Annotated in this window: 18 protein-coding genes; 4 read left to right on the plus strand and 14 right to left on the minus strand. The window is 45.7% G+C overall.

Annotated elements, in window-relative coordinates; genetic code table 11:
- Positions 1-4 precede the first annotated feature (4 nt).
- A complete protein-coding gene (locus tag K4039_RS11970; RefSeq protein WP_375339800.1) occupies positions 5-715 on the plus strand; it encodes a sugar transferase in 711 nt (236 codons plus the stop codon).
- Between the two features lie 139 nt (positions 716-854).
- Here the strand turns inward: K4039_RS11970 and K4039_RS11975 are convergent, their stop codons facing one another.
- Complete coding sequence (locus K4039_RS11975) at positions 855-1061, minus strand: hypothetical protein (protein ID WP_265235437.1); 207 nt, start codon at positions 1059-1061, stop codon at positions 855-857.
- Here K4039_RS11975 and pgsA point away from each other — a divergent pair.
- The gene (gene pgsA / locus K4039_RS11980; RefSeq protein WP_265235436.1) at positions 978-1496 is read left to right on the plus strand and encodes a CDP-diacylglycerol--glycerol-3-phosphate 3-phosphatidyltransferase; all 519 of its coding nucleotides are present in this window, start codon (positions 978-980) and stop codon (positions 1494-1496) included. The two genes, K4039_RS11975 and pgsA, sit on opposite strands and share 84 nt — an antisense overlap.
- Positions 1497-1786: 290 nt before the next feature.
- Here the strand turns inward: pgsA and K4039_RS11985 are convergent, their stop codons facing one another.
- From K4039_RS11985 to K4039_RS12015, 7 genes are all read right to left on the minus strand, one after another.
- Positions 1787-3532, minus strand: a complete 1746-nt coding sequence (locus tag K4039_RS11985) for a diflavin flavoprotein (RefSeq protein ID WP_265235414.1) — start codon at positions 3530-3532, stop codon at positions 1787-1789.
- Positions 3525-4154 (minus strand): hypothetical protein, encoded by a 630-nt coding sequence (locus K4039_RS11990; protein ID WP_265235415.1) that lies wholly within the window; start codon positions 4152-4154, stop codon positions 3525-3527. The genes K4039_RS11985 and K4039_RS11990 overlap by 8 nt, the downstream gene beginning before the upstream one ends.
- A 390-nt stretch (positions 4155-4544) precedes the next feature.
- Positions 4545-6272 carry a diflavin flavoprotein gene (locus tag K4039_RS11995; protein ID WP_265235416.1) on the minus strand — a complete coding sequence of 576 codons (1728 nt, stop codon included), beginning with the start codon at positions 6270-6272 and terminating at the stop codon, positions 4545-4547.
- A 523-nt stretch (positions 6273-6795) separates the two neighbouring features.
- Positions 6796-12486, minus strand: coding sequence for a DUF4347 domain-containing protein (locus K4039_RS12000; RefSeq protein ID WP_265235417.1), 5691 nt, complete (start codon positions 12484-12486; stop codon positions 6796-6798).
- 95 nt (positions 12487-12581) lie between these two features.
- Positions 12582-12863 carry a hypothetical protein gene (locus K4039_RS12005; RefSeq protein ID WP_265235418.1) on the minus strand — a complete coding sequence of 94 codons (282 nt, stop codon included), beginning with the start codon at positions 12861-12863 and terminating at the stop codon, positions 12582-12584.
- A gap of 189 nt (positions 12864-13052) precedes the next feature.
- Positions 13053-13271, minus strand: a complete 219-nt coding sequence (locus tag K4039_RS12010) for a hypothetical protein (protein ID WP_265235419.1) — start codon at positions 13269-13271, stop codon at positions 13053-13055.
- A 116-nt stretch (positions 13272-13387) separates the two neighbouring features.
- The gene (locus tag K4039_RS12015; protein ID WP_265235420.1) at positions 13388-15487 is read right to left on the minus strand and encodes a GAF domain-containing protein; all 2100 of its coding nucleotides are present in this window, start codon (positions 15485-15487) and stop codon (positions 13388-13390) included.
- A gap of 314 nt (positions 15488-15801) precedes the next feature.
- Here K4039_RS12015 and K4039_RS12020 point away from each other — a divergent pair, with 314 nt between their 5' ends.
- Positions 15802-16719 carry a pantothenate kinase gene (locus K4039_RS12020; protein WP_265235421.1) on the plus strand — a complete coding sequence of 306 codons (918 nt, stop codon included), beginning with the start codon at positions 15802-15804 and terminating at the stop codon, positions 16717-16719.
- Positions 16720-17021: 302 nt separating this feature from the next.
- Here K4039_RS12020 and K4039_RS12025 read toward each other — a convergent pair whose 3' ends face one another.
- The 3 genes from K4039_RS12025 to bcp all read right to left on the minus strand — a co-directional run bounded on the left by K4039_RS12025 (position 17022) and on the right by bcp (position 18992).
- A complete protein-coding gene (locus K4039_RS12025; protein WP_265235422.1) occupies positions 17022-17828 on the minus strand; it encodes an alpha/beta fold hydrolase in 807 nt (268 codons plus the stop codon).
- 157 nt (positions 17829-17985) lie between these two features.
- Positions 17986-18441: an NUDIX hydrolase gene (locus K4039_RS12030; RefSeq protein WP_265235423.1), complete on the minus strand. Its 456-nt coding sequence runs from the start codon at positions 18439-18441 to the stop codon at positions 17986-17988.
- A 77-nt stretch (positions 18442-18518) separates the two neighbouring features.
- Positions 18519-18992, minus strand: a complete 474-nt coding sequence (gene bcp, locus K4039_RS12035) for a thioredoxin-dependent thiol peroxidase (protein WP_265235424.1) — start codon at positions 18990-18992, stop codon at positions 18519-18521.
- A 478-nt stretch (positions 18993-19470) separates the two neighbouring features.
- On the opposite strand from bcp, the gene K4039_RS12040 reads away from it, so the two are divergent.
- Entirely contained in the window at positions 19471-19662 is a 192-nt protein-coding gene (locus K4039_RS12040; protein WP_194066729.1) for a hypothetical protein, read from the plus strand.
- A 102-nt stretch (positions 19663-19764) separates the two neighbouring features.
- On the opposite strand, the gene argH is transcribed toward K4039_RS12040, so the two are convergent.
- The 3 genes from argH to K4039_RS12055 all read right to left on the minus strand — a co-directional run bounded on the left by argH (position 19765) and on the right by K4039_RS12055 (position 23118).
- Positions 19765-21150: an argininosuccinate lyase gene (argH, locus tag K4039_RS12045; RefSeq protein ID WP_265235425.1), complete on the minus strand. Its 1386-nt coding sequence runs from the start codon at positions 21148-21150 to the stop codon at positions 19765-19767.
- A gap of 254 nt (positions 21151-21404) precedes the next feature.
- A complete protein-coding gene (locus K4039_RS12050; RefSeq protein ID WP_265235426.1) occupies positions 21405-21641 on the minus strand; it encodes a hypothetical protein in 237 nt (78 codons plus the stop codon).
- Positions 21631-23118 carry a PP2C family protein-serine/threonine phosphatase gene (locus K4039_RS12055; RefSeq protein ID WP_265235427.1) on the minus strand — a complete coding sequence of 496 codons (1488 nt, stop codon included), beginning with the start codon at positions 23116-23118 and terminating at the stop codon, positions 21631-21633. Before K4039_RS12055 ends, K4039_RS12050 begins: the two co-directional genes overlap by 11 nt.
- Between the last annotated feature and the right edge of the window lie 481 nt (positions 23119-23599).

Below are 23599 nucleotides of genomic sequence, written 5' to 3' on the forward strand. Positions count from 1 at the left end.
TCCAATAAAATTTGTGATGAGTGCCTCTAAATTATCAGTATTATCCGAAATGCTTTCCTTATTTGTTCCGAAATTTACTTACAGGGTTTGTGTATCCAAACAGCCTCTTCACCGATCCGTAACTAGCAAGGTCAAGCGGTCGATCGACATTTTGGGTTCGCTGCTGGGACTGGCAATCACTGCTGCGGTGGCGGTGCCGATATGGGTGGCGATGCTTTTCGACAGTCCAGGCCCGCTGCTGTACAGTCAAGTCCGCTGTGGGTTCAAAGGGCGGCATTTCAGGATGTGGAAATTTCGATCGATGGTTGTCGATGCAGAAAAGCTCAAACACCTAGTTACCAACGAAGCCAAGGGTCAAACTTTTAAGAATGACAATGACCCGCGAATTACCCGCGTCGGCCGCTTTTTGCGGATCACGAGTTTGGACGAGTTGCCTCAATTTTGGAACGTGTTGATCGGCGAGATGAGTTTGGTGGGAACTCGACCGCCAATTCACTATGAGGTTGTTGACTATGAGGATTTTCACTGGCAGCGTTTAAATGTCAAACCCGGCCTGACTGGGGAGTGGCAAGTCAACGGACGTTCTGGAGTTAAAGACTTTGATGAGATTATGCGCATGGATCTTGAGTATCAGGACAAGTGGTCTGTTGCCTACGATATCAGTCTGATTTGCAAAACAATTGGGGTTGTTTTTAGTAGAAACGGTGCGTGTTAATCAAGCTGCTGTTTTGAGTTGTCTGTTTATTTTTTGTGAGCTGCGATTAGATGAATATTAAGCTAAAAGCTGTTTTTCTAAAAGTTAAACAGCTACCAAAAAATGTTAAATTAAGGGCAAGCTTGTAAAAAGCTTGCCCTTAATTTTTGCGTCTACCTTCTTCCCTCTTTCCTCTATTTTTTTCCTTCTTCCCTCTATTTTCTTCCTTTTTCCTTCTTCCCTCTTCCTTCTTCCCTCTTCCTTCTTCCCTCTTCCTTCTATGATGAATTTGCCTAATTTGATTACTTTTTCTCGCTTGCTGGGAGTGCCGTTTCTGCTCTACGGTTTGTATGACCCAAGCGCCCAAAGCCGCTGGATTTGCACCGCGATTTTTGTGGTAGCTGCGGCTACTGATTGGCTGGACGGCTATTTGGCTAGGAAGCTGAACCAAATTACCGATTTGGGAAAGTTTCTCGACCCTTTGGTGGATAAACTGTTGGTGCTCGCGCCACTTTTAGTATTGATTGAGTTGGGTAAAGTCCCGGCTTGGGCAGTGTTTTTGATTTTGGGGCGGGAGTTGACAATTGCCGGGTGGCGTGTTAATAAAACTACGATTTCGGGAGCTAATATTTGGGGGAAGTTGAAGACGGTTAGTCAGATCGTGGCGATCGCACTTTTAATCGCTCCCCTGTCCGAATCGTGGAACGTTCCGGCATTAGTTGCGTTTTGGGTTTCTGTAGCTTTAACTTTGATTTCTGGCGCTATTTATCTGTGGCCGGAAAAGACTGCTGAGGACAGTTGACAGTTGACAGTTGATATCAAATCCAGTAGCATCGGAATGATAAAATTCTCTACTCTTCCTCTGCGTTCTCTGCGTTCTCTGTGGTTGAATAATTCCGATCTAACCGGAAGTAATACAAAGGAAGAGGATTCGAGCAATGAATAGTCCTCTTTTAATTTTCCCCTACAACGGTTCCGGCTTTAAACCAATTCTTTCTGGTAATCAGGAATTTATTCCTCATCACAATTTGAGGAATAAATTCCTCACTACAAACCTGTAAGGACACGGCATTGCCGTGTCTTAATCGCAGCTTAATAATGAGTCCCAGATTTCCGGTAATGCACCGCTGTCACCCCGTCATTTTTCTGCAAATGACCGTTTTCAACCGCCGCATAAACTACCCAGTGATCGCCACATTCCATCCGACTTATTACTTCGCATTCCAGATAAGCTAAAGCATCAGTCAAAACCGGACAGCCGTTGCTAGCTTCTGTTGTTTCAACTCCGGCAAATCTGTCTTCTCCCGGAGCAAAGTTTTTCATGAAATACTTGCGTAACTGTCGCCCTTCAGCTAAGATATTCAGCACAAATTTATCTCCGGCGTACATCAAAGCTTCGATCGATCGATCTTTAGCCACCGCAATCGTCAAACCCGGAGGGCTAAACGTGGCTTGCGACACCCAGGAAGCCAACATCGCACTGGTGACATCCCCGCGCTTCGCCGAGAGTACGCACAGGGAACCGACTAATCTTCCCACTGCTTGTTCCGTGCGATCGCTCCCACCAGTCAACTGCGGTTTCGGCGCACGCAATTTTTGCGACTTAATCAAAGCCTGAGCAAAATCCGTTCCCGCCTCTTTGCACTCGTGAATCGTCGCAGCCGTCGGCTTAAACTTCGCTCGAATCGGCTCAAATCCGATGCGATAGCCAGCATCTTTCAGCTTACCTTCAACTAAGTCGATCGCCTCTCCACTCCAGCCAAAAGACCCGAAAACCCCGGCTAATTTGCTCTTAGTGGCCGTAGACAACACAACTCCCAAAGCCGTTTGAATTTGCGTCGGCGCGTGTCCTGCTAAAGTCGGAGTACCGATGATAAATCCCGCGCATTTCTCGATCGCCTCTTGAATTTCTCCCGGTTCGGCAAATTCGCAGTTGATTGTTTCTACCCCAACACCGGCTTTAGTAATTCCTTTGGCGATCGCCTGCGCCAAAGTAGCCGTATTCCCGTAAGCCGAAGCATAAATCAAAGCAACTGTCAAGTCTTTTGAATTTTGTTGTTGACTCCATTCCCGATACAAATTGCTCAATTCGTGGAGGCCATAACGGACGATCGGGCCGTGACCGGGAGCATAAAATGCTGTTGATAAATCAGCTAATTTATCCATTGCAGCCAGCACTTGTTTAGCCTGAGATGCGTGCAGCGAATCGTAATAATAGCGGCGGTCTTCGTTGTAAACACTCCACCCTTCATCAAATACTTGGTCGCCGCAAACATGAGCTCCAAAAAATTTGTCAGTGAACACAATTCGAGTTTGCGGATCGTAGGTACAAAGTTCATCAGGCCAGCGAGGAGTCGGAGTCGCGATGAATTTTAATTTGTGACCTTTTCCTAAATCGAGAGTTTCTTCTCCCCGTACGATCATAATGTTTAATTCTTGTTCGGGAAAAGCCCCTCGCAAACCAATCGCCGCTGGATTCGTACAAACAAAAGCTACTTGCGGAGCCAATTCTAACAGAGCTTTAATTGTAACGGATCTGTTAGCATTGAAATGCCCTAAAATCACATAATCTAGCTTAGTCAAATCGACCCGTTTCTGCAAACAATCCAGATAATTTTGGGTGAAAGATTCCCCCGGTGGGTCGAACAAAGCAGTTTTGTCAGCTTGAATAATATAGCTGTTTGCTGTCGTCCCCCTTTGGAGAGAATATTCTACTTCAAATTTTAGTCTATCCCAAGTGCGCGATCGCACTGCTGATGTATCTGTGGCAATTGGGACAAACTGCACGTCGCGGGGTTTGGCATCAGATGCGGTTCTGGAAATTAGAGCATTAGTCATTTATTGCACCTATGAGAAACTGAACAACAGAACTTCTTTTAATTTCGTGCCAAAATTTGGTATCTACAATATCAAATTTTGCACCTTGAGCCTGTAAATTGGTATCCAGGTAAATTAGAAATTCCCTGGTTTTCAAATCTTCCCCAATTTGGATAAAGCTCACACCAATTTCTTCATCTCTATCTACTTTATTTGCCGCACTTACAATAATTTCGGCGATAGCAGCGCTATTTTCTGGTTTTTCATCTAGGACTGCAACAATTATTGCTCCTTTTTTCCCAGCACCCTTTGTTTTGATCTGAAAATAATCGCTAAAAGCTGTTGTTAGAGGTTCTGCCAAATTAATAGCAGTCGGCTTTGCTGCATCCGGTTCCGTATTTTGTCGCTGCAAAATTTCAGCCAACCGGGCAACATTTGAATTTTTATACTTCCACATAGGAGTAGAAGCTTCATAGACGGTTATGCCGTCATTGTCAAATTCTTGACATTTTTTTGCTAAGTCGATCAGAGATGCCTGTGCTTCTACCCATTCCTCGTACAAAGGATGTTGAGGGTCTCGGCTGGCATCGCTTCTGGCAATAATAATTGTGTAATGTCGGTCTTCTAAAAGCTTCGTTGGCATTGGCAATTCTCCTAGTTAAAATACACTCAGAATGACAAGTGTTTGCCCGGTAAAGGTGCTGGTGGCGCACCATATTTTTATAGCCCGATCAGGTGTTGCACACCCTAACGCAGAGTAAGAAAGGAAGAGAGAAATAAAGAAAAGCAACTGTTGGGTACGCAAGGTGCGCAGTGCATGGATATCAAAATCCTAAAACCTGGATAAATCTCATTTGTAGCTGAGGCAAGATCCCCTAAATCCCCCTTAAAAAGGGGGACTTTGATCTGTTTCCGGTTCCCCCCTTCTTAAGGGGGGATCGAGCCTCGGATGTAAACGACCTTTATCAGGGGTTAAACACGCTTGTTGAAACTTCCTTCTTCCTTCTTCCTTCTTCCTTCTTCCTTCTTCCTTCTAATAGTGATTGCCGACTTTGCGGTGGTGAACTGCCGGCAGCGCTTCGGGATTGGATACGCGACCGCTATCAACGATCGCATATACGATATGATGATCCGAAAGTTCCATCCGGCTAACCACTTCGCATTCCATGTAAGCTAGAGCATCTGTCAAAATCGGAGAACCATTGGTAGCAGGTTGAGTTTTGACTCCGGCAAATCGATCGGCACCAGGAGCAAAACGCTTCAAAAAGTGCTTCATCAAGCTTTGATAATTGCCTTCTTCGAGCACGTTGAGGACAAATTTATCGCCCGCGTGCATCATGGATTCGATCGCCCGATCCTTAGCAACTGCTATAGTTAAACCCAGCGGTTTAAAACTTGCCTGCGTCACCCAAGAAGCCAACATCGCACTGCTAACCGCGCCTTTTTGAGCAGTAATAATGTATAATCCGCCGCTGATGCGTCCCAAAGCTTTATCAACATCGCTATCGAGGGATTTCATCTGTTTAACAGCCTTGTCCCGCGACAGCCATTGTCCCAAGTCGGTACCGGCTTCGTCGCAAAGTTGATAAATCGCTTCCGTCGGCGCTTCTTTAATCAAAATGTTGGGAAATATTTCTTTCAAACCCAACTCTTTGAACTTGTTTCGCAGCGGGTAAATAGATGCGTCATCACCGCCGCCGGATTCGCACAAACCGAAGGATTGTTTGTTGTTAGCTGCAACTAAAATTGTGTTGATAGCTGCTTCGGCATTTTCAGCAGCAGCGCCATTACTAGGCGGCGAACAAATCACGATACCCGCAGCAGTACCGACAAGTTCCCGAACTTCCTGCAAGTCGGCGATTGTCAAGTCCATCATTTCTACGGCGACACCGGTTTTGGTGATCCCGTGGGCGATCGCCTGGCCCAGGCGATCGCTAAATCCGTAATCAGAAGTGTAAAATACCGCTACCGTGGTTTCTGCCTTAGCTTGAGCTTGGCTCCACTTTTTGTAACGTCCGGTAAGTTCAACTACATTGTACCTGAGCAGCGGCCCGTGACCGGTCGCCACCGTACCGATTTCTCCCAATTCTGCCATGCGTTTCATTGCACTCAAGACCGATCGAGCATTGGGGCCCATCAAGCACTCATAATAAAAGTGGTAATCTTCCTCGATCGCAGCTAAATCGTCATCGTAGGTGCTATCGGAACAATAGTGCATCCCGAAAGCATCGCAAGTAAACAGCACTTGAGTTTTGCTGTCGTAGCTGAAAATAGTATCAGGCCAGTGCAAGTTGGGCGCGGATACAAATTCGATAACGTGGCCATTTCCTAAATCTAGTTTGTCGCCGTTTTTAACTACCAGTCGCTCAAATGGCTGGTGTATCAGGTTTTCTAAAAATTGAATTGCTACTTTCGCCCCCACGACAATCGCTTGGGGTGCCAGCGCCAGCACATCTTTAACTAAACCGCTGTGGTCTGGCTCAGTGTGGCTGATAATTAGATAATCAATCTGTTTCGGGTCAATTTCCCCCGTCAGAGTATCCATATATTGCTGGCGAAACTTCTCGTGAGAAGTATCGACGAGGGCAGTTTTTTCGCCGCGAATGATGAATGAGTTGTAAGTTGTACCGTTTTTGAGCCCGAATTCGATGTCAAAGCGGTCTCTATCCCAGTCCAGGCATCGAATTGCCGTTGTGTCAGGGGCAATTTCGACTTTTTCCACCGTCAATTTGCGTTGGACTCGTTCAGTCAGGGCTACCATACTGTGCCTCCTTGTCTGTTATCCATTACCTTATTGTTTCCATTCTGACACGTTTCTTTTGTAAATCTTCATAAAATTTCTTATGAGGGTGTTAAGTAACTTCAAAGTTATTGATATGTGCAGTGGGCGATTCCCTACGGGATAGATTCGCTTCACGGGCATTTTGGGGAAAATCTACAAATTAGGTATTGACAAAATTACAATTTTACGAATCAAATTTTAAAATAAATTGGACGCACCTAAAACTCAGAAACCCGGTTTCTGGCGATATTCTCGCTCCTGTTTCCAAAACTCGTATAAACCGGGTTTTTCGCCCCATCCGTCAGCCCTGAAACTCTCCGAAGTTTTGCTGATTAGCTCCCTCAGCATTTAATACCAATCATTAAAACTCATGCAACAGTATTCCTACGGTGCGTCGCCATTCTTGAATCCCTAAATTCACTCGACTTTTCGAGCGGCGACGCACCTTTACCGAGAGCATCTTTAGGGACACGGCAATGCCGTGTCCGCCACCTGGAAATGCTCAAATAACTCGGAAATCGTTAACACCAATTAGGCTGGCGGTGACTCCAGTTAAAGAAGCAACTAATTCTCCACTTCCCTTTAACTTAATCAGCGCACTGTTATTGTTCTGAGTTATTTCTAACTGATTAAAACTCAAACCTCCCGACAATTCGAGCGAATCTTTACCATTGACAAAATCAGCAATTAAGTCAAATCCCTGACTAGAATTTAACACAAAAGTGTCATTTCCCAAACCGCCAACTAAGCTGTTATTGCCCGAACCTCCAAACAAGATATCGTCGCCTTCGCAACCGAGAAGCGTATCATTACCAAAGTCTCCATAAATCGAATCGTTGCCCTTACCTCCATCGATTAAATCGTTACCTTGGCCGCCGTAAATGACGTTATCTAGCTCACCGCCGCACAAAGTATCATCTCCCAGTTGTCCGAACAGAGTATCATTACCTTGACTGCCGAGAATTAAATCATCTCCTTTGCCACCGTAAATTAAATCATTTCCTTTACCGCCGTCGATAAAATCATTGCCTTGATTGCCAAAGATTAAATCATCATCTTCTTGGCCGTTAATTGAATCATTTCCCTGATTTCCGAAAATAATATCTTGACCAAAACCACCAAGAATGATGTCGTTGCCTTTGCCACCAAATAAGAGGTCTTCTCCCTTGCCCCCGTCAATGAAGTCATTGCCTTCATTGCCATTGAAGATATCCTTTAACTCACCGCCAAACAAGTTATCGTTGCCTTTTTTAGCATCGAAAATATTGGGGTTATTGCTGCCAAAATAAGCCTCGTTTGCGGGAGTACCAATTAGCAAACCGGGGCTGCCATTGATAATGTTATCAATTTGTTGGTTTGGTTGGTTAAGATTGGGATACTCAATTTTGTCGCAAATGCAGTTTGTATCCTCTTGGTTAACAGGCGTTGGAGTTGGTACGGGTGCAGGCGTTGGAGTTGGTACGGGTGCAGGCGTTGGAGTTGGTACGGGTGCAGGCGTTGGAGTTGGTACGGGTGCAGGCGTAGGTGTTGGTACTGGTAAAAGTATAGGTTTTGGTATCGGTGCAGGCGCGGGTGCGGGTGAGATAGGTGCATTCACCAGAATGATGTCATTAGCTGACAAGGCAGAAACGTTATTCAGTAAGATTTGCCCGCCATCGCTTAAGTTTAAGACTAAACCCGCAGGAGTCGTTTGTAGGGCTGCTAAGACTTGCGCCACAGAGGTGAAACCAAGGGCAGTATCAAGTTGCAGCTTGTCTTCTCCCGTGGTGAAATCGGTAATTAAGTTTTGCCCTAATGTGGAACCGGGGATGGGGGCGAAACTGAAGATATCGCTACCGGTACCACCTGTGATGGTGTCGTTTCCGGTACCACCTGTGATGGTGTCGTTTCCGGCACCACCTGTGATGGTGTCATTTCCGGCACCGCCATCAATCAAGTTATTGCCGCTACCAGTATTGATGGTGTCGTTACCATCACCGCCGTTGATGGTGTCTGCACCGCTAGTGCCTGTGAAGTTATCGTTAAAGGGGCTACCAGTAACGGTTACAGGTTGGGGGCTGGTGTCGAAGTTTTGGGTGACACCGACTGGGGAGGTGGAGTAGTCGAAGACGTTATCGGGTGCAGGCGTTGGCGCGGCTGTGACTGATGCTGAAATCGGGAAATCAAAGGGATTTTCATCGCTGTCATCATTGACAAATTGCAACGTACCTGTTTTATTTCCGGCTGTCGCGGTATCTACTTGAACTTGGAAAGTCGCACTCGCACCGGCTGTGACACTTGCGGGTAAGTTTCCAACTAAGCTAAATCCTGTGGGTAAAGTCAGGTTGCTGAGGTTTAAGGCTGCTGTACCAAGATTTTTGACGGTAAAGGTTTTGTTGAGAGTTGCGCCGATTAATCCACTGCCAAAGTCGATCGCACTTGTTGTACCATCAACTATATCCGTTGTTCCGTCTAATACTTGGATTTCTGGTAATGGTGTGGCTGTAACTGATGCTGAAATCGGGAAATTAAAGGGATTTTCATCGCTGTCATTATTGACAAATTGCAACGTACCTGTTTTATTTCCGGCTGTGGCTGTATCTACTTGAACTTGCAAAGTCGTACTACCATTGGCTGTGACACTTGCAGGTAAGGTTCCAACTAAGCTAAATCCTGTGGGTAAAGTCAGGTTACTGAGGTTTAAGGCTGCTGTACCGAGATTTTTGACTGTGAAGGTTTTGTTGAGAGTTGCGCCGATTAATCCACTGCCAAAGTCGATCGCACTTGTTGTACCATCAACAATATCCGTTGTGTTGTCTAATACTTGAATTTCCGGTGCTGGCGCGGCTGTAACTGATGCTGAAATCGGGAAATTAAAGGGATTTTCATCGCTGTCATCATTGACAAATTGCAACGTACCTGTTTTATTTCCTACTGCTGTCGTATCTACTTGAACTTGGAAAGTCGCAGTACCGGCGGCGGCGACAGTTGCAGGTAAAGTTCCGACAATGCTAAATCCGGTGGGTAAAGTCAGGTTGCTGAGATTTAAGGCGGCTGTACCGAGATTTTTGACTGTGAAGGTTTTGTTGAGAGTACCGCCGATTAATCCACTGCCAAAGTCGATCGCACTTGTTGTACCATCAGCTATATCCGTTGTGCCGTCTAATACTTGGATTTCTGGTGCTGCGTCATCGTTATTAATCGTTGTGGTTGCCGTAGCTGTAGTTATAGTTGAACTTTCCGGTGCTGCGGTTAAATTCGGATTAGATAGAGTGGCAATAATTGTTTCATCAGGTTCAACAACAGTATCTCCCAAGACATCTAAGGTGATGGTTTTACTGGTTTCAGTCGCGGCAAAACTAATGGTTCCCGTTGTCGCAGTAGCACCGGATGTGCCACCAATATTGTTGTAGTCGGAACTGTCCGCCGTGCCAGCAATTGCATAGTCAACTGTACTTGCAACCCCAATTCCGCCGCTACGAGTGACGGTAAATGTGACTGGTTGATTACCACTATTGCCTTCTGCTAAATTAGCGGGTGATGTGGCAATTGCATAACTAATTGCATCGTTGTCAGCAATTGTGACACTTTGGTTTGTGGTAGTTCCTAATGCAATTCCTGTGCTTGGGTTACTAATCGTTAAAGTGGCTGTTTCGCTATTTTCGGGAAGGCTATCATCGTTAACTGTGAGAGTGACTGTCCCCGTGTTACTCCCACTGGGGATTGTTATTGGAGTGGGAATAAAAGCAGGCGTAAAGTCAGCAGCACTAGCAGTACCAGTTAATGCTAAATTAACTGTTTGAGCGCCGACAACGTTACCTTCAGCAGTGGCGGTGAAAGTAATAGCAGTTTTTCCGGCTTCACTGGCGGTATTTGTACTAGCAGTAAGGTTGACTTTGGGTACTGGAATGGTAATGTTAAAGGTGGCTGTGTTGGAAAGGTCAACGCCGCCATTGGCTGTACCACCGTTATCTTGCAGTTGCACACTAACGGTGGCTGTACCGGGTTTACCGCTAGGAGTGTAGGTCAGCGTGCCATCGGTTGCTACACTGGGTTGAGTTGTAAATAAGGTGTTTTCGGTGTTAGTAACCGTGAAGTTACTAACAGTTTGAGTCGATTCATTGGCAGGGCCGAAGTTGAAGGTGTTAGCCCAACCTGTGACGCTTTGAACTGTGTTTGTCCATGCTGTTAGGGTTTGGTTGCCTAAGTTGTTGAAACTGGGTTGGTCGTTGACTGGGTTAACGGTGACAGCAAAGGATTTAGTTACAGTCCCACTATCCGCATCTGTGACGGCGACGCTGATGTTAGCAGTGCCATTCGCATTAGCTACAGGTGTGTATTTAAGGGTAGCTGTGCCATCATTATTATTCGTAATAGTTGGTGTACCTGTTAAGGTAGTGTCACTGGAAGTAGCGGCGATTGTCAGGGCGTTAGTTGCGGTTTCTAGGTCGCTAATGCCTGTGAGTGTAATAGTTTGTTGGGCTGCATCTTCATTAATTGCGGCTGGGTTTGTAATGTTGTCGAGGAGGGGGACATCGTTCACTTTTGATGCTATTGTGTAATACCCATTGTTGAGCAATGCGGTATTAATGCCATTAAAAGTTACTTGATCGCCAGTGATGCTAAAAGTGCTGTTAGTAGTGAGGGTGGCGTTGTTAACGTAAGCGAAATTGCCTGTTGTACCAGAGCGATACAATAAATGATATTGCCCAGCAGGAGTACCACCTAATCCAGAGTCGGAAAAGTCGAAGGTGAGGTTGGCTATTCCACCGTTATTATTGATATCGGTTTTATCGAGATACCAGATGCGAGACAAACGGTTATTTGCAGTAGCGCTGGGAATGTCTGTTGTGACATTTGTGGCGTTGGTTGTTTCTATTTGTCCGGCAATTAGGTAGTCGCCGTTGTCTTGGAGGAACGTGCCATTATCAATGGTTAAACCGCCTGTGGTGTTACCAGAAATGTTGCTGCCGTTGGCTTCTTTGCCAATGCCTGCTACATTGAAATCGTAGTCGCCGTTGGCTGGAGTGTCCCCAGCATAATGATCTCCAGTGGTTAGGGTAATATTGTATTTCGCACTGAGGTAGTTATCAACGAGGGTACGCTCGGCATCATTAATAACACGATTAAAAGCAATAACCTCTGCTACTTTACCGTCAGATTGTTCACTCGGAGTCGGTCCATTTCCACCAAGGGAAAGTTGTCCGGGCCCAGAAGTTCCATTATTATTTGCTGCTAATGAAGAGCCATTCTTGTAAAGTGTTGATAAACTACCTGTTCCTGTTGCAGTATAAATAATGGGGTTGCCTGAAAAGGGTGTACCTGGGTTATTAACCCACCCATTTGCGAAAAATTGGTCTTCTCCCGCAGGTGAACCAGCCGCCCAAGATCCTAAGAGCCAATTAGTGCTATTACTAGAAATGAGCCGTTGTTTGGTGGCTCCATCTTGTTTGGAAACAGTTAAGATCGTGTAAGGATTGACAATTGTCCCCCCCACTAGGTATATATTAGTAGCATCAAATTTGACAACAGATTGCCCATTAATTTCATTTGTAACCAGGATTGCGCCAGTCCCGGTGGCGTTATTTCCCACACCTGATGAATCTGTCCAAGTATTGACTGCACTACCATTAGCACCTGCAATAGTGTTAGCTTTTAGCCATACTTGGAGGGGTGTACCAGTAACTATGTCTATCCCGCCAGGGCCATTACCTAAAACACCACTGTAGGCGGCTGTAACTTGGGGAGAAAAGGCTAAAGCAGTTTTAATTTCACCGATGATAAATTCTAAGTTCCAGTCTCCGCCTAACTTGGCATTTCCTGTAAGAGTAGTGGATGCTGCAACATTGGCACGAGTTAATTGACTGAGGCGTTTAACAAAGTTTTTTCCTTCAGAAGTTTGGGCAACATTACAACCATAGAGGAGAATATCTGCGTTTTTAGTTAAGGATTTCCCCCATTGTTGAATATCCTTGCTAAATTCGGAAATATTTTGATTGTCAAGGGTACTAGAGCCAAAGTTTAAGCTCCCTGAACTCCCGTGAGAAACTATATGAACTGCTTCAATACCACTTTGGTCAGCCAAGGTTTTAGTAATTTGTTCGATCGCGCTCAAATTTTCATTTAAAATGAAAATTTGAGCGCCATTGGCGCTGTTGGCAAGGGTTTGATGGTCTTGTACGGCGGAGTCTATGAAAATAATTTGGTTAGTCATGGTTGATTCCCTGTTGATTTTGGTTCGGTATTGTCAAGATTAATCGGCGCGCGGTAATTTTCATTATTTTTACTAAAAATTACCTGTTGTTTTTGTTAGTGAGAAATGAACGCGCAAAACTCGTTATTTTCACTGATGGCGGCTAAGAATATTCGATCTACTCTCACTCCACAAGGCGAGTCATCGCTGCGTAAAACCGAGAGTTTTGCTGCCGCATGGCTAATAGTCAGATAGAGTCCCTTCGGGCCAGTCCCGATACGAAATGGACTTTCTGGGGCATCCTGTTGGAGTATATTTAAGGTTTGCAAGTAGTCGGGATTTGCCTCTAAACCTATGGTTTGGCTGTAGCTATTTGACCTGAATGCCGCAGGTGGCATTTAAGTAATTTCTGAACACAAGACAGTTCATCCAGCATCTGAGACGTTATCTGCTTGAAGATGAATGTGTTGCATAACTTGACGGAATTAGTATTTAATTTTTGGTCAAATATATTCTGGGGTAAATAGCCATCAGAGGATGATGATGATAAATATACTATGGAGACTGAAAAAAAAGTGCGATCGCTGTCAATAAATAATCATGACTTCGGTCGTTGCTTTTTGTGGCGAGATGTGGTATATAGGTATTCTACAACTAAGGCTGGGTTGGGTGGAAGTGCGATCGACTCGATTGTAAGTAGTGACTGTAAGGGCGATCGACTGTAAGTGCGATCGACCGGCGATCGTAATTTCAACAGTTATAGACGCAGAAACCCGGTTGCTTAAAATAATAAGCTCGCCCAGCATTTAAATTGCACTTCAAAAAATAATTAAACCATCAGTGGAGTGTTGCTCGATTTGCTAGCCCAAAATAGGCAATTTAAATGCCACAACAACTTACAACAACTAATAATTAACCCATCTTATCCCTTCTGATTTGTCAACGGTAACTCGACAATCAACTCAGTTCCACCGCCAACCTCACTAACACACCGAATCCGGCCGCCGTGAGCTTGCACAATGACTTGATAGCAAACAGAAAGCCCCAAACCAGTGCCTTTTCCCACAGGTTTAGTAGTAAAAAATGGGTCAAAAATCTTGTCTTGAATTTCCGCAGGAATGCCATTTCCGGTGTCGCGGACAGAGATTGTTACCCAGTCCGGTTCGCTTTGCCAACTGCGGATGGTTAATTCCCCCGGTTGGTCGGTTGAGTCGATCGCATCTAAAGCATTGTCAATCAAATTATAAAATACTTGGTTGATTTGACCTGCATGACATTTTATTAGTGGCAAACTTCCGTATTGTTTGTCAATTTTAATATTTGTTTTTAGCTTATTTTGCAGCATCAATAAACTGCTTTCTAAGCCTTCATGCAAATCGACAGCTTTAAATTCAGCGTGGTCTAAACGAGAAAAACTTCGCAGCGTCGTGACGATTGATCGAATCCGGCCGCTACCTTCCCGCATGGAATTGAGCAGTTTACCAAAGTCTTCTCGAATGTAATCTAATTCTAATTCTTCATTGATTCTGACAAGTGCTTCCGCTGCTTCCGGGCAGGCATTCCCGGCAAGTTCCACAGCTTCGTTCAAGACTTTAAAATATTCTTTAGCGTGAAACAAGTTAGCGTGGATGAAATTGTTAGCATTGTTAATTTCGTGAGCAATTCCCGCCACCATTTGCCCCAAACCAGACATTTTTTCGGTTTGGATCAATTGCTGTTGAGTCGATCGCAATTCTTGCAGCGCTGCTTGCAATTGCTGGGTTTGAGCTTGAGATTTGACCGCAGCTTCTCGGACTTGGCTATAGAGTTCTGCTTGCTGAATTGCGATCGCCATTTGGTCAGCTAGCTGCGACAGTAACTCCGTTTCTTGCTGCTCCCAATTCCGGGTATCACCGCACTCGTGAGCAATCAGCAAACCCCACAGTCTACCGGGAAATTTTAAATTAGAACTTCCGGCTGTAGGGAGTGAATTTTCTTCGCTTCTGGATGTAACAATCGGTACAATCAGATTAGCTTTTACCTGCAAACCATCTAAAAAATCAACGTGACAAGGCTCCAAACCAGCATTAAAAATATCATTAATTGCTTTGACTCGCCCTTGCTGGTAAAGATCGGCGTAATCTCCCCTGAAACACTTATCAGCCCCCATATCTCCTAAAATTGAAGGCCAAGGAACTATCATGTCTTCAACGACAACTTTTCCCTGCCAGTTATCTTCAAACTGGTAGATAATTACTCGATCGCACTGCAACAGTTGGCGGACTTCCCTCACCGCTGTTTGCAGGATAGTTCCCAGATCCAGCGTACTGCGAATTTGGTTGCCGATCAGCCGCAGCAGCGATTCTCGTTCGACTTGGCAGCGGGTTTTGCTGTAGAGCTTGGCTTGATTGATCGCGATCGCCAATTGCGATCCTACCCCTTCTAAAAGTTGCCTTTCCCAATCTGTCCATTCCCGTTCGCGATCGCACTGATGCAAGCCAATTATGCCATTCACTTCACCTTGATAGCGAGTAGCGACTGCCAGCATTGACTTAATTTCCAAAGTTTCGGCAATTTGTCGGGTTTGTTCATTCAATCCCGGAAAATCGAGAAACTTCGTCAATGCTAGCGACTCTTGCTGACACACCACAGCAGTCAAGTGCGGGTTGTCAGTAATCGGTACTTTCATTCCCAGTTGGATCGGATAGTCCCCCGCGTTGTACTCTCCCCGCGTGACTAAAATTTTTTCTGTATTGGATTCTTTGACTAAAATGCTGACGCGGCTGCACTCTAGCACTTGTCCCAGCAATCTGCAAGCCGATGTTAAAATTTGTTCAATGTCAAGGGTGCTGCGAATTTCGTTATTAATATCGTTCAGCAAGTTTGATAGCTGAACTTGCTGCTGCATCTGCACGATTAGGGCTTTTTGTGCGTCTATTTCTGGTAACAAAAGACCTTCTTCCTGTCTCCAATTTCCTGATTCAGGCAACCGGCAAGTTAATTTCTGCCAGGGGTTTTCGTGTTCTTGTATTTTAAAAGACATATTTACTCAGTAGTTTTACAGGATCTTGATTTAGTCTGGTTTTTTATACCTGAGCTTACCCCGCCAACAGCCAAATCGTCGCTACCAGGACTATTGGAATCTTCATACATTATAAAGGATTCAGTATGAGGATAGCAAGTGTTTTATTTACAAATATTTATAAATATAAATTATGAGTTCTGTGGCAGACCATAGTAATTTGGCGCGCACCATTAAAGTTAGTTAGATGTCAATTAGAGTTAACCGCCATGTTAAGCGAATAAAATCAATCTAGAATCTATCTTTAGTTCAATGTTTGCGCGCGATCGATCAACATGGAAAACTCAATTGCCGATAATTTTCAGCCGCCAGCTTGCACCGACAATCTTATACCTGAATTGACAGGTAAAAGCCAGGTGAAAATAGCTTTGGCGATCGGCAATTCACGGCTGCACTGGGGATTATTTGCGGGCAAAACCCTGGAGAAAACATGGGATACAGAGCATCTGAAAGCTGATGCTATTTCCCGGCTCTCCGAGGCAGAAAAAGCCGAATTTTTGGTGAAAACAGTGATGAGGGCGATCGAGCAAATATCTGCTCACAATTTCCCTTGTCTTCCTGCTACTCCCGCTGTTTCTAATTTTCACACACTTTCTGTAGTGCCGCTACCTCTAGTTTTGGCATCAGTAGTTCCGCAGCAAACAGCAATTTGGCAGAGTTATCCTGAAGTCCGAATTATTACTTTAGACCAGTTGGCGATCGGGGGACTCTATCCTACCCTGGGAATTGATAGAGCTTTGGCTTTACTGGGTGCTGGCAACCAATTGGGTTGGCCAATGTTACTTGTAGATGCTGGTACAGCTTTAACATTTACTGGGGCAGATGTCAATAGGTATTTAGTTGGGGGTGCAATCTTACCCGGTTTGGGTTTGCAGTTGTCGTCGTTAGGGAAAAAAACCGCTGCATTGCCCTCAGTCAGATTACCAGAAACTCTGCCCCACCGCTGGGCTACAGATACTGCTGGGGCTATTCAAAGCGGAGTTGTGTATGCGGCGGTGGCAGGAGTTAGGGATTTTATTGAAGATTGGCTACGTTTGTTTCCCAATAGCAAAATTGCAGTCACTGGGGGCGATCGCACTTTGCTTTTAAAATACCTAACCGCAGCATTTCCCGATACAGCTTCCTCGGTAATTGACGCACCAGAAGCCATTTTTTGGGGAATTAGTTATCAGTCATTAGTCATTAGTTATTAAGCTGTTGTGCACCTAAATTGCATATTTCTGGCGGTGCTGCGAAGCCCACCCCACAATAATTTGATTATTTTTTGACAAGAATAAACCTCTTGCACTCCCAAGCTCTTTTATCTTTAAATTATCTGCGTTGATCAGTGTTCATCTGCCTTGCATCTGCGGTTAGTTGTACTGTTACCAAAGCACAGGGGATTTAAGCCCCCACCTTTAGGTGGATTGTTTTTAGGCTGGGGCTTAAATCCCCTGCCTAAAAACTTCGCTGTCAACTGTCAACTGTCAACTGTCAACTGTCAACAATGACCAATTTACTTAGCAAAATCGCGAATATAGTTAGCAACAATATCCGGGACTTCCTGTGGCAAATTGCTTTCCCCCGGACTGACAGATTGCAGTTCGGCATTAGGAACTAGAGCAGCATAGGATTGACACAGAGACAAAGCTGCGGAGGTATCTTCAGAACCGTGCAACAGCAAAACAGGCGTTCTCAGCAAAGGCAAATTCTCATCTACTAACTCTGCTGTAATTTCAGCCCGCTTCCGCCTGAACAGCAACTGCACGGCAACTGGGGACTGCATCAACTGCTGTCTGAACTTTAGCAGTCGGTCAATCTTCTTTTGGCTACCCAGCAACTTAGCAATTGGATAGATCGATCGCAAAAACCAGTAAGCCAGCGGAGGTTTACCAATCAGCCAGCTAGCCGTCTCCCACCGCCCTCGTCGATTGCTAACCTTGACACCTTCTGGGGCCAACAACACCAAACCCTGCACTCGATCGGGATATTTGATGGCGTAGCTAGCGGCCACCCAGCCACCCAAAGAGTCACCAATTAAATAAACCTCTCGCAGGTTCAAAGTATCGAGGTATTGGGCGAGACATTCTACTTCCAGGTCGATCGAATAATTAACATTCGGGCGTTCCGAGTTACCAAAGCCCAGCAAATCTGGTGCGAAGCATTGGAAGTCGGGGCTCAAATGCTCGATCGTCCGCAGCCACTGACTGCCGTCGTCCCAAGAACCGTGCAAAAATACTAAATTTGGGCCTCTGCCGACTTCGCGCCAGAAGATGTGCCCTAAAGAGAGTTTGACCCGAGAATTGCGTAGCGGTGAGTACATCCGGTTTTATATTCAGCAATAAAAAGATGATTAAATTAATGTTCAGAGATTATAAATTAAAGCATGGAAACATTAAAAATTAATTCCATACTCATAATAAACAGCTTTTGACGGCGAGATAATTCCCAACGTTGCTCAAATTTCGATGCCCTGCCGATTACGCCAAAGTTGTCAGACCTTGAAAATAGTTCTGCAAGTGTTCGTCGTTATCGTCGCTGAGTTCGTCCTTCGGGATCGCCGTCGGCAAAAAAGCCTCAACCTCACTGATTTCCAGCGTATCCTGAACTTGCATCTTTCCCTGCACCTCTGCTTCTACCACAATACAAATCGAGTGCAAGCGAGGGTCTCGATCGGCAGCCGAATAAACGCCCACCAACCGACGAATTTTGACTAAATCGAGTCCAGTTTCCTCCGCCAATTCCCGCCGCACCGTTGTCGGAATATCCTCTCCCCAATCCACCATACCTCCCGGCAGTGCCCAACGACCGTTGTCGCGGCGACGAATTAAGACAATTCTCCCGTCAGGTAATACAGGAATCACGGCGGTACCAGTGACGGGATGTCGAAAAATCAGACCCAGCACAGTCTGTACAAATTGCCACAATCGACGCATAAACTTAAAAGCTTGTTGAGGGGAAAGTAATTTTAGACCTGCTATCTCCCAGATTTGGGGTCAGAATTGTTAATTCTTCATGCAGGCGAAATATCCGGCAACTGTCCTAAAATCTCCGCTGCGTGAGATTCTGGTTTGATTTTGCGCCAAACATTTTCAATCCTACCATCAGGGTCGATCGCGAAGGTCGATCGAGTAATGCCCATAAATTCTTTGCCCATAAATTTTTTGAGTCCGTAACAGCCGTAGGCGGTAGCGACTTCGGCGTTTGAGTCGCACAGCAAAGGAAAAGGCAGTTGATATTTGGCTGCAAACTTGGTGTGAGATTTTGCGTCGTCAGTGCTAACGCCGAGCACTACAATATTGCGCGACTCGTAGTCTGAGTAGATGTCGCGAAAGCCGCAAGCTTCTTTCGTACAGCCGGGGGTACTATCGCGAGGGTAAAAATAGAGTACAACTCGTCCCCCTCGAAAATCTGCGAGGCTGACAAGTTTGCCGGCAGCGTCGGGCAGGCTGAACACAGGGGCTATGTCACCAGGATTGAGTGTCATTTGTGGTATTTGTCAAGAGTTTGTAGAAATATTTTCGCAAATAAACAAGATTGTGTGCCGATCGGGCCCAGATGAAGAGCGACTCAAGAGACTCTCATTGGAGGGAGTGTTCTTCTCGATCCGTAAGAGTGCTGGGTGTGATATAATCATCATCGGTCTAAAATTGAGTATAACTAAACAACGTAAAAACTTAACTCGATTAGTTGAGTGCGTAGTCACACCGATAGGTGTTGCGGTTTAGGAAAGCTAAATTTGAACAAAACCTAACTACATAAAGAGAACTGATCAAGTACGGTAAGGTATACCGGAATTTACGCTTGGGGAGAAGACACCTCTACTGGGGCTGGAGAAATCCTGTCGGAAGCAAGTGACTTCGTTGAACCAAGAATCTCAGTAACTAAGAGTGCTGAGAGTTTCAACCTTAAGAATCCCCTCGGCGAAAGCCAGGGGAATGTCAATGTTTATTAGTGAGGTCATAATGGCTAAGCGCCGCAATCTCAAGAAAGAGAAGGCACAACGAAATCAAGCATACGCTCGCAAGTTTCGCAAGCGGAGAAATCAAGATATGTTCTCCAACAAGAGAAGACGATTTGACGGCGGCAACGGCGGTGGCATGGGCGCCATGAGCGGCGGCGGACGGGACAAAGATATGGCTGCTGCTGAAGAGTAATATAGTCAGGCTATCTGCTCAACTTAGAACCATAGTGCAAAACACGATCGTTCTAAGGAGAGATAGCCAGCCTGAATTAGCCCAAGAATTCAACGATGATGTTTAGGCGATCCGATCGCGCGCAGCAATCAGTGATTTTCTCACTTGTTCAAACCCGGTACCACCGTAACTATTGCGAGCCGCCACCACTTGCTGAGGTGCGATCGCGCTGTAAATGTCTGTCTCAAAAGCTGGGTGCAAGTCTTTCCACTCCTCAAGTGTCAAATCTTTGAGGAGTTTGCCCCCCGACAGGCAAGTTTTAACGACTTTGCCGACGAGGTTGTAAGCTTCCCGGAAGGGAACACCCTTAGCGGCCAAATAGTCTGCTACGTCTGTAGCGTTGGAAAAGTCTTCTGCAACCGCGGCGGCGAGGCGTGAGCCATTAAAGGCGATTCCTTCCCGCAGCAAAATCGTCATTGCTTCCAAGCAACCCTGTACAGTTTTGACGCTATCAAACAAAGCTTCTTTATCTTCTTGCAAATCCTTGTTGTAGGCCAAAGGCAGTCCCTTCACGACTACGAGCAAGGCTTGCAAGTGACCGAAAACGCGCCCCGCCTTGCCCCGCACCAACTCCGGCACGTCGGGATTTTTTTTCTGGGGCATGATGCTAGAACCCGTAGCGCAGCTATCTTTGAGCGTAATAAATCCAAATTCGTGAGAAGACCACAAAATCATTTCTTCTGACAAACGGCTCAGGTGTACCATGATGATGCTGGCGGCTGCGAGAAATTCGATCGCAAAATCTCGATCGCTCACTCCATCCAAGCTGTTAGCATAAACCTTGTCAAATTGCAAGAGTTCTGCCGTATAATGTCGGTCGATCGGGAAAGTCGTCCCCGCCAGCGCGCCACAACCCAAAGGCGAAATATTCACCCGCTTCAAGACATCGCCGAGACGTTCCCAATCGCGATCGGACATTTCAAAATAAGCTAACAGGTAATGAGCCAAACTGATTGGCTGAGCGCGCTGCAAGTGCGTGTAACCAGGGATTAAAGTTTCGACGTTAAGCTCCGCAATTTCGAGCAAAACCCCTTGAAATTCTCGCAATTGCTCACGAATTTCGGCAATACGATCGCGCAAATACAAACGAGTATCGGTGCCTGCTTGGTCATTGCGCGATCGAGCAGTGTGCAGCTTTTTGCCCGCATCCCCCACAATATCAGTCAGCCGCTTCTCTACGGCGAAGTGAACATCTTCTGCATCAACTCCCGGCACAAAAAGACCTTGGCGGTATTCGCGGCGGATTTGTTCTAAACCATTGACTAACTGTTCGCCTTCTGCTGCGGAAATAATTCCAGTTTTGGCGAGCATTTTAGCATGAGCGACAGAACCAGTCAAGTCATACTCAATCAATTCAATATCGAAGCCAATACTAGCATTGAATCGGGCGATCGCCGGGTGCAGTGCCGATTCAAATCTTTGACTCCAAGTTTTCGGTTGTGTTGTCATTGCGGAAAGTAAAACTAGATTATATGCCTGTTGTAGAAGTCTTTGAAAACCGATTTTTTGTAAGGAACACAAGTCCTTCTCCCGGTTTGTAGTAAGGAATACAAATCCTTCTCCCGGTTATACCTTTATTAACACTAAAAAACTGAAGTCCTGACTACAAAAATGTAAAAATTGCGCTGTATGAAAAAATAATGAAGTCCTGACTTTGAACTTTTACAGTCTTTTCCTAATGCCTTCAAATCCCCAGCACAAATCTAAGGAAAAATTCCCTTAATGAACCAGCCGACAAATATACCGATAAAAAAAGCTCCTATTTGACCAGTCGTCACAAAATTGTTCCAAGCTTTCTGAAAATTCGTAAAAATTTCGTAGCTTTGACCCAAAATCACCGTACTCAAATGAGATTTCAGAACTAAAAGGTGAGCCACATCGCTCCAATTAATCGAGCTGGTAAATCCAACAGTAATTTCCGAAATTAAACTAACTATCATGGTGATTTTCTCCTATCGAAGATGTTACCCTAAGTACAACCAGTGTCATGTCATCTGCGTTGCGATTGCCAATACCGATAAACTGCTGAACGCGATCGAACAAATAATCCAAAATTTCCTCAGCCTGCTGATAATTTTGACAAGCCCACTGAAAAGCCGCGGTTAAGTTATCCTCATCAAAGCGCTCGCCCGTTTGATTAGCAGCATCAGTAAATCCGTCCGTGTAATAAATAATAGTATCACCAGGCTGCAATTGCACGTGGGCTTCTTGGTAGCGCGAATCAGCATCCAGACCAATCAACATTCCCTCCAAAGTATCGAGCCGAACAATCGAATTAGTTGCAGCTTGCCACAGCAAAGGCGGATGGTGAGCAGCATTACTGTAAGACAAAACGCGAGTTTTCGGGTCATACTCCGAATAAAACAGAGTCACAAAACGGTGGGAATTCTCCAAATCCGCGTGCATTACCCGGTTTAAATGTTGCAAAATTCTCGCAGGCGAGTGGCGGTTCAAAACCTCAGCCCGCAGCATACCCCGCGTCATCGTCATCAACAGGCCAGCCGGTACCCCTTTGCCCATCACGTCGCCGATGACTATGCTCCAGCGGCCCTTGTCGATTTTGGACTTGAGATTTTTAATCAGGGATGGGGGGTGTTCCCCCTCATATTCCTTGCCGATCGGGTCATAGTCAGCGGGAATAAAATCATAATAATCACCGCCGACTCTGCTAGCAGTTTGGCAGCGAGCAGCCACATCAAGACCAGGAATTTTAGGACAACTGCGGGGTTGCAGCCGCAATTGAATTTCCGCCCCGATTTCTAACTCTCTATCTAAGCGTTCTTTTTCAGCTAACTTAACAGTAAGTTCATCTTTGTAGATGGCCACGGCGGTTTGATCCGCCACCAACCGAACTAATTTCTGTCTGCTGGGAGTCCACAGATATTGCGGATCACTGCTAAAAACATAAAGCCGTCCGCGTTCCAAATTCTTGACTAAAATTGGCGCCCCAAACAGATGAACATCCGGGCCCAAATAACGACTTACTTGCAGGTCGAGACTGGAAGTTTGCCCAGAGGTTTCCCAAAAAGATGCACCAGCCACGCCCGCACCTGCTGTAGCTTGCCTGGTGGCTATTTCTAGCGCTTTTCGCATATCTTGGCACTGCCGTCCTTCCTGACAGTGCAACTGCTGGAACCTGACTTGACCGTTGGGTTTGAACAGCACTAAAGCTCCCCCGTCGGCGTCGGTAACGCGAGTTGCCACCAAAGGCACCAACTCCAAAAATTGGTTGAGATTGTTAAAACTGCGCAGGGCAAATCCCAGCGAACCCAACATATCTTGAACGTTGTGCTGGTATCGGTACAAGCGCGCCACCAGTTCTTTGAGGGCAAATACTGGCGTCGCGTCGGTGGAATTGCGACCCGGAGGGCGGTCAGCAGGTTGAGGTGAGGGGCGAGGCAAGGGCACAGCAGTCATTTTAAATTTGTGATTTTAGATCTTAAAAGGAGGTTGATTGAGTGAGGAATTACGCAGCACCTGAACAGAAATCCGGTTTTTTATCGAGCAAGTAGTTTGGGTCTCGCCAAGGAAGTTGGGCACTAGGACAGTTGTATCAACTTAAGTCTGAAATCGTTAAGAAATCTCGTTTATAGCTGAGGCCCTATCCCCCTAAATCCCCCTTAAGAAGGGGGAATTTGACCATTTTCTGTCCCCCTTAAGAAGGGGGAATTTGACCATTTTCTGTCCTCCTTAAGAAGGGGGACTTTGACCATTTTCTGTCCCCCTTAAGAAGGGGGACTTTGACCATTTTCTGTCCTCCTTAAGAAGGGGGACTTTGAGCGCTCTTGTCCCCCCCTTCTTAAGGGGGGCTAGGGGGGGATCGGGAAGACTGTGCAATCAGACAGCAGACTAATATTACATCCGTAGCTCAATTTGACACGCTTTGGATCACGCTTTG

It is taken from the genome of Lyngbya sp. CCAP 1446/10, assembly GCF_026130175.1.
GTDB lineage: Bacteria > Cyanobacteriota > Cyanobacteriia > Cyanobacteriales > Microcoleaceae > Microcoleus.

Excerpts from the sequence above, each read along its gene's own strand:
- pgsA (WP_265235436.1), top strand. The coding sequence starts at position 978 with ATGAATTTGCCTAATTTGATTACTTTTTCTCGCTTGCTGGGAGTGCCG.
- K4039_RS11985 (WP_265235414.1), bottom strand. The coding sequence starts at position 3,532 with ATGACTAATGCTCTAATTTCCAGAACCGCATCTGATGCCAAACCCCGC.
- K4039_RS11990 (WP_265235415.1), bottom strand. The coding sequence starts at position 4,154 with ATGCCAACGAAGCTTTTAGAAGACCGACATTACACAATTATTATTGCC.
- K4039_RS11995 (WP_265235416.1), bottom strand. The coding sequence starts at position 6,272 with ATGGTAGCCCTGACTGAACGAGTCCAACGCAAATTGACGGTGGAAAAA.
- K4039_RS12000 (WP_265235417.1), bottom strand. The coding sequence starts at position 12,486 with ATGACTAACCAAATTATTTTCATAGACTCCGCCGTACAAGACCATCAA.
- K4039_RS12005 (WP_265235418.1), bottom strand. The coding sequence starts at position 12,863 with ATGCCACCTGCGGCATTCAGGTCAAATAGCTACAGCCAAACCATAGGT.
- K4039_RS12010 (WP_265235419.1), bottom strand. The coding sequence starts at position 13,271 with ATGCTGGGCGAGCTTATTATTTTAAGCAACCGGGTTTCTGCGTCTATA.
- K4039_RS12015 (WP_265235420.1), bottom strand. The coding sequence starts at position 15,487 with ATGTCTTTTAAAATACAAGAACACGAAAACCCCTGGCAGAAATTAACT.
- K4039_RS12020 (WP_265235421.1), top strand. The coding sequence starts at position 15,802 with ATGGAAAACTCAATTGCCGATAATTTTCAGCCGCCAGCTTGCACCGAC.
- K4039_RS12025 (WP_265235422.1), bottom strand. The coding sequence starts at position 17,828 with ATGTACTCACCGCTACGCAATTCTCGGGTCAAACTCTCTTTAGGGCAC.
- K4039_RS12030 (WP_265235423.1), bottom strand. The coding sequence starts at position 18,441 with ATGCGTCGATTGTGGCAATTTGTACAGACTGTGCTGGGTCTGATTTTT.
- bcp (WP_265235424.1), bottom strand. The coding sequence starts at position 18,992 with ATGACACTCAATCCTGGTGACATAGCCCCTGTGTTCAGCCTGCCCGAC.
- K4039_RS12040 (WP_194066729.1), top strand. The coding sequence starts at position 19,471 with ATGGCTAAGCGCCGCAATCTCAAGAAAGAGAAGGCACAACGAAATCAA.
- argH (WP_265235425.1), bottom strand. The coding sequence starts at position 21,150 with ATGACAACACAACCGAAAACTTGGAGTCAAAGATTTGAATCGGCACTG.
- K4039_RS12050 (WP_265235426.1), bottom strand. The coding sequence starts at position 21,641 with ATGATAGTTAGTTTAATTTCGGAAATTACTGTTGGATTTACCAGCTCG.
- K4039_RS12055 (WP_265235427.1), bottom strand. The coding sequence starts at position 23,118 with ATGACTGCTGTGCCCTTGCCTCGCCCCTCACCTCAACCTGCTGACCGC.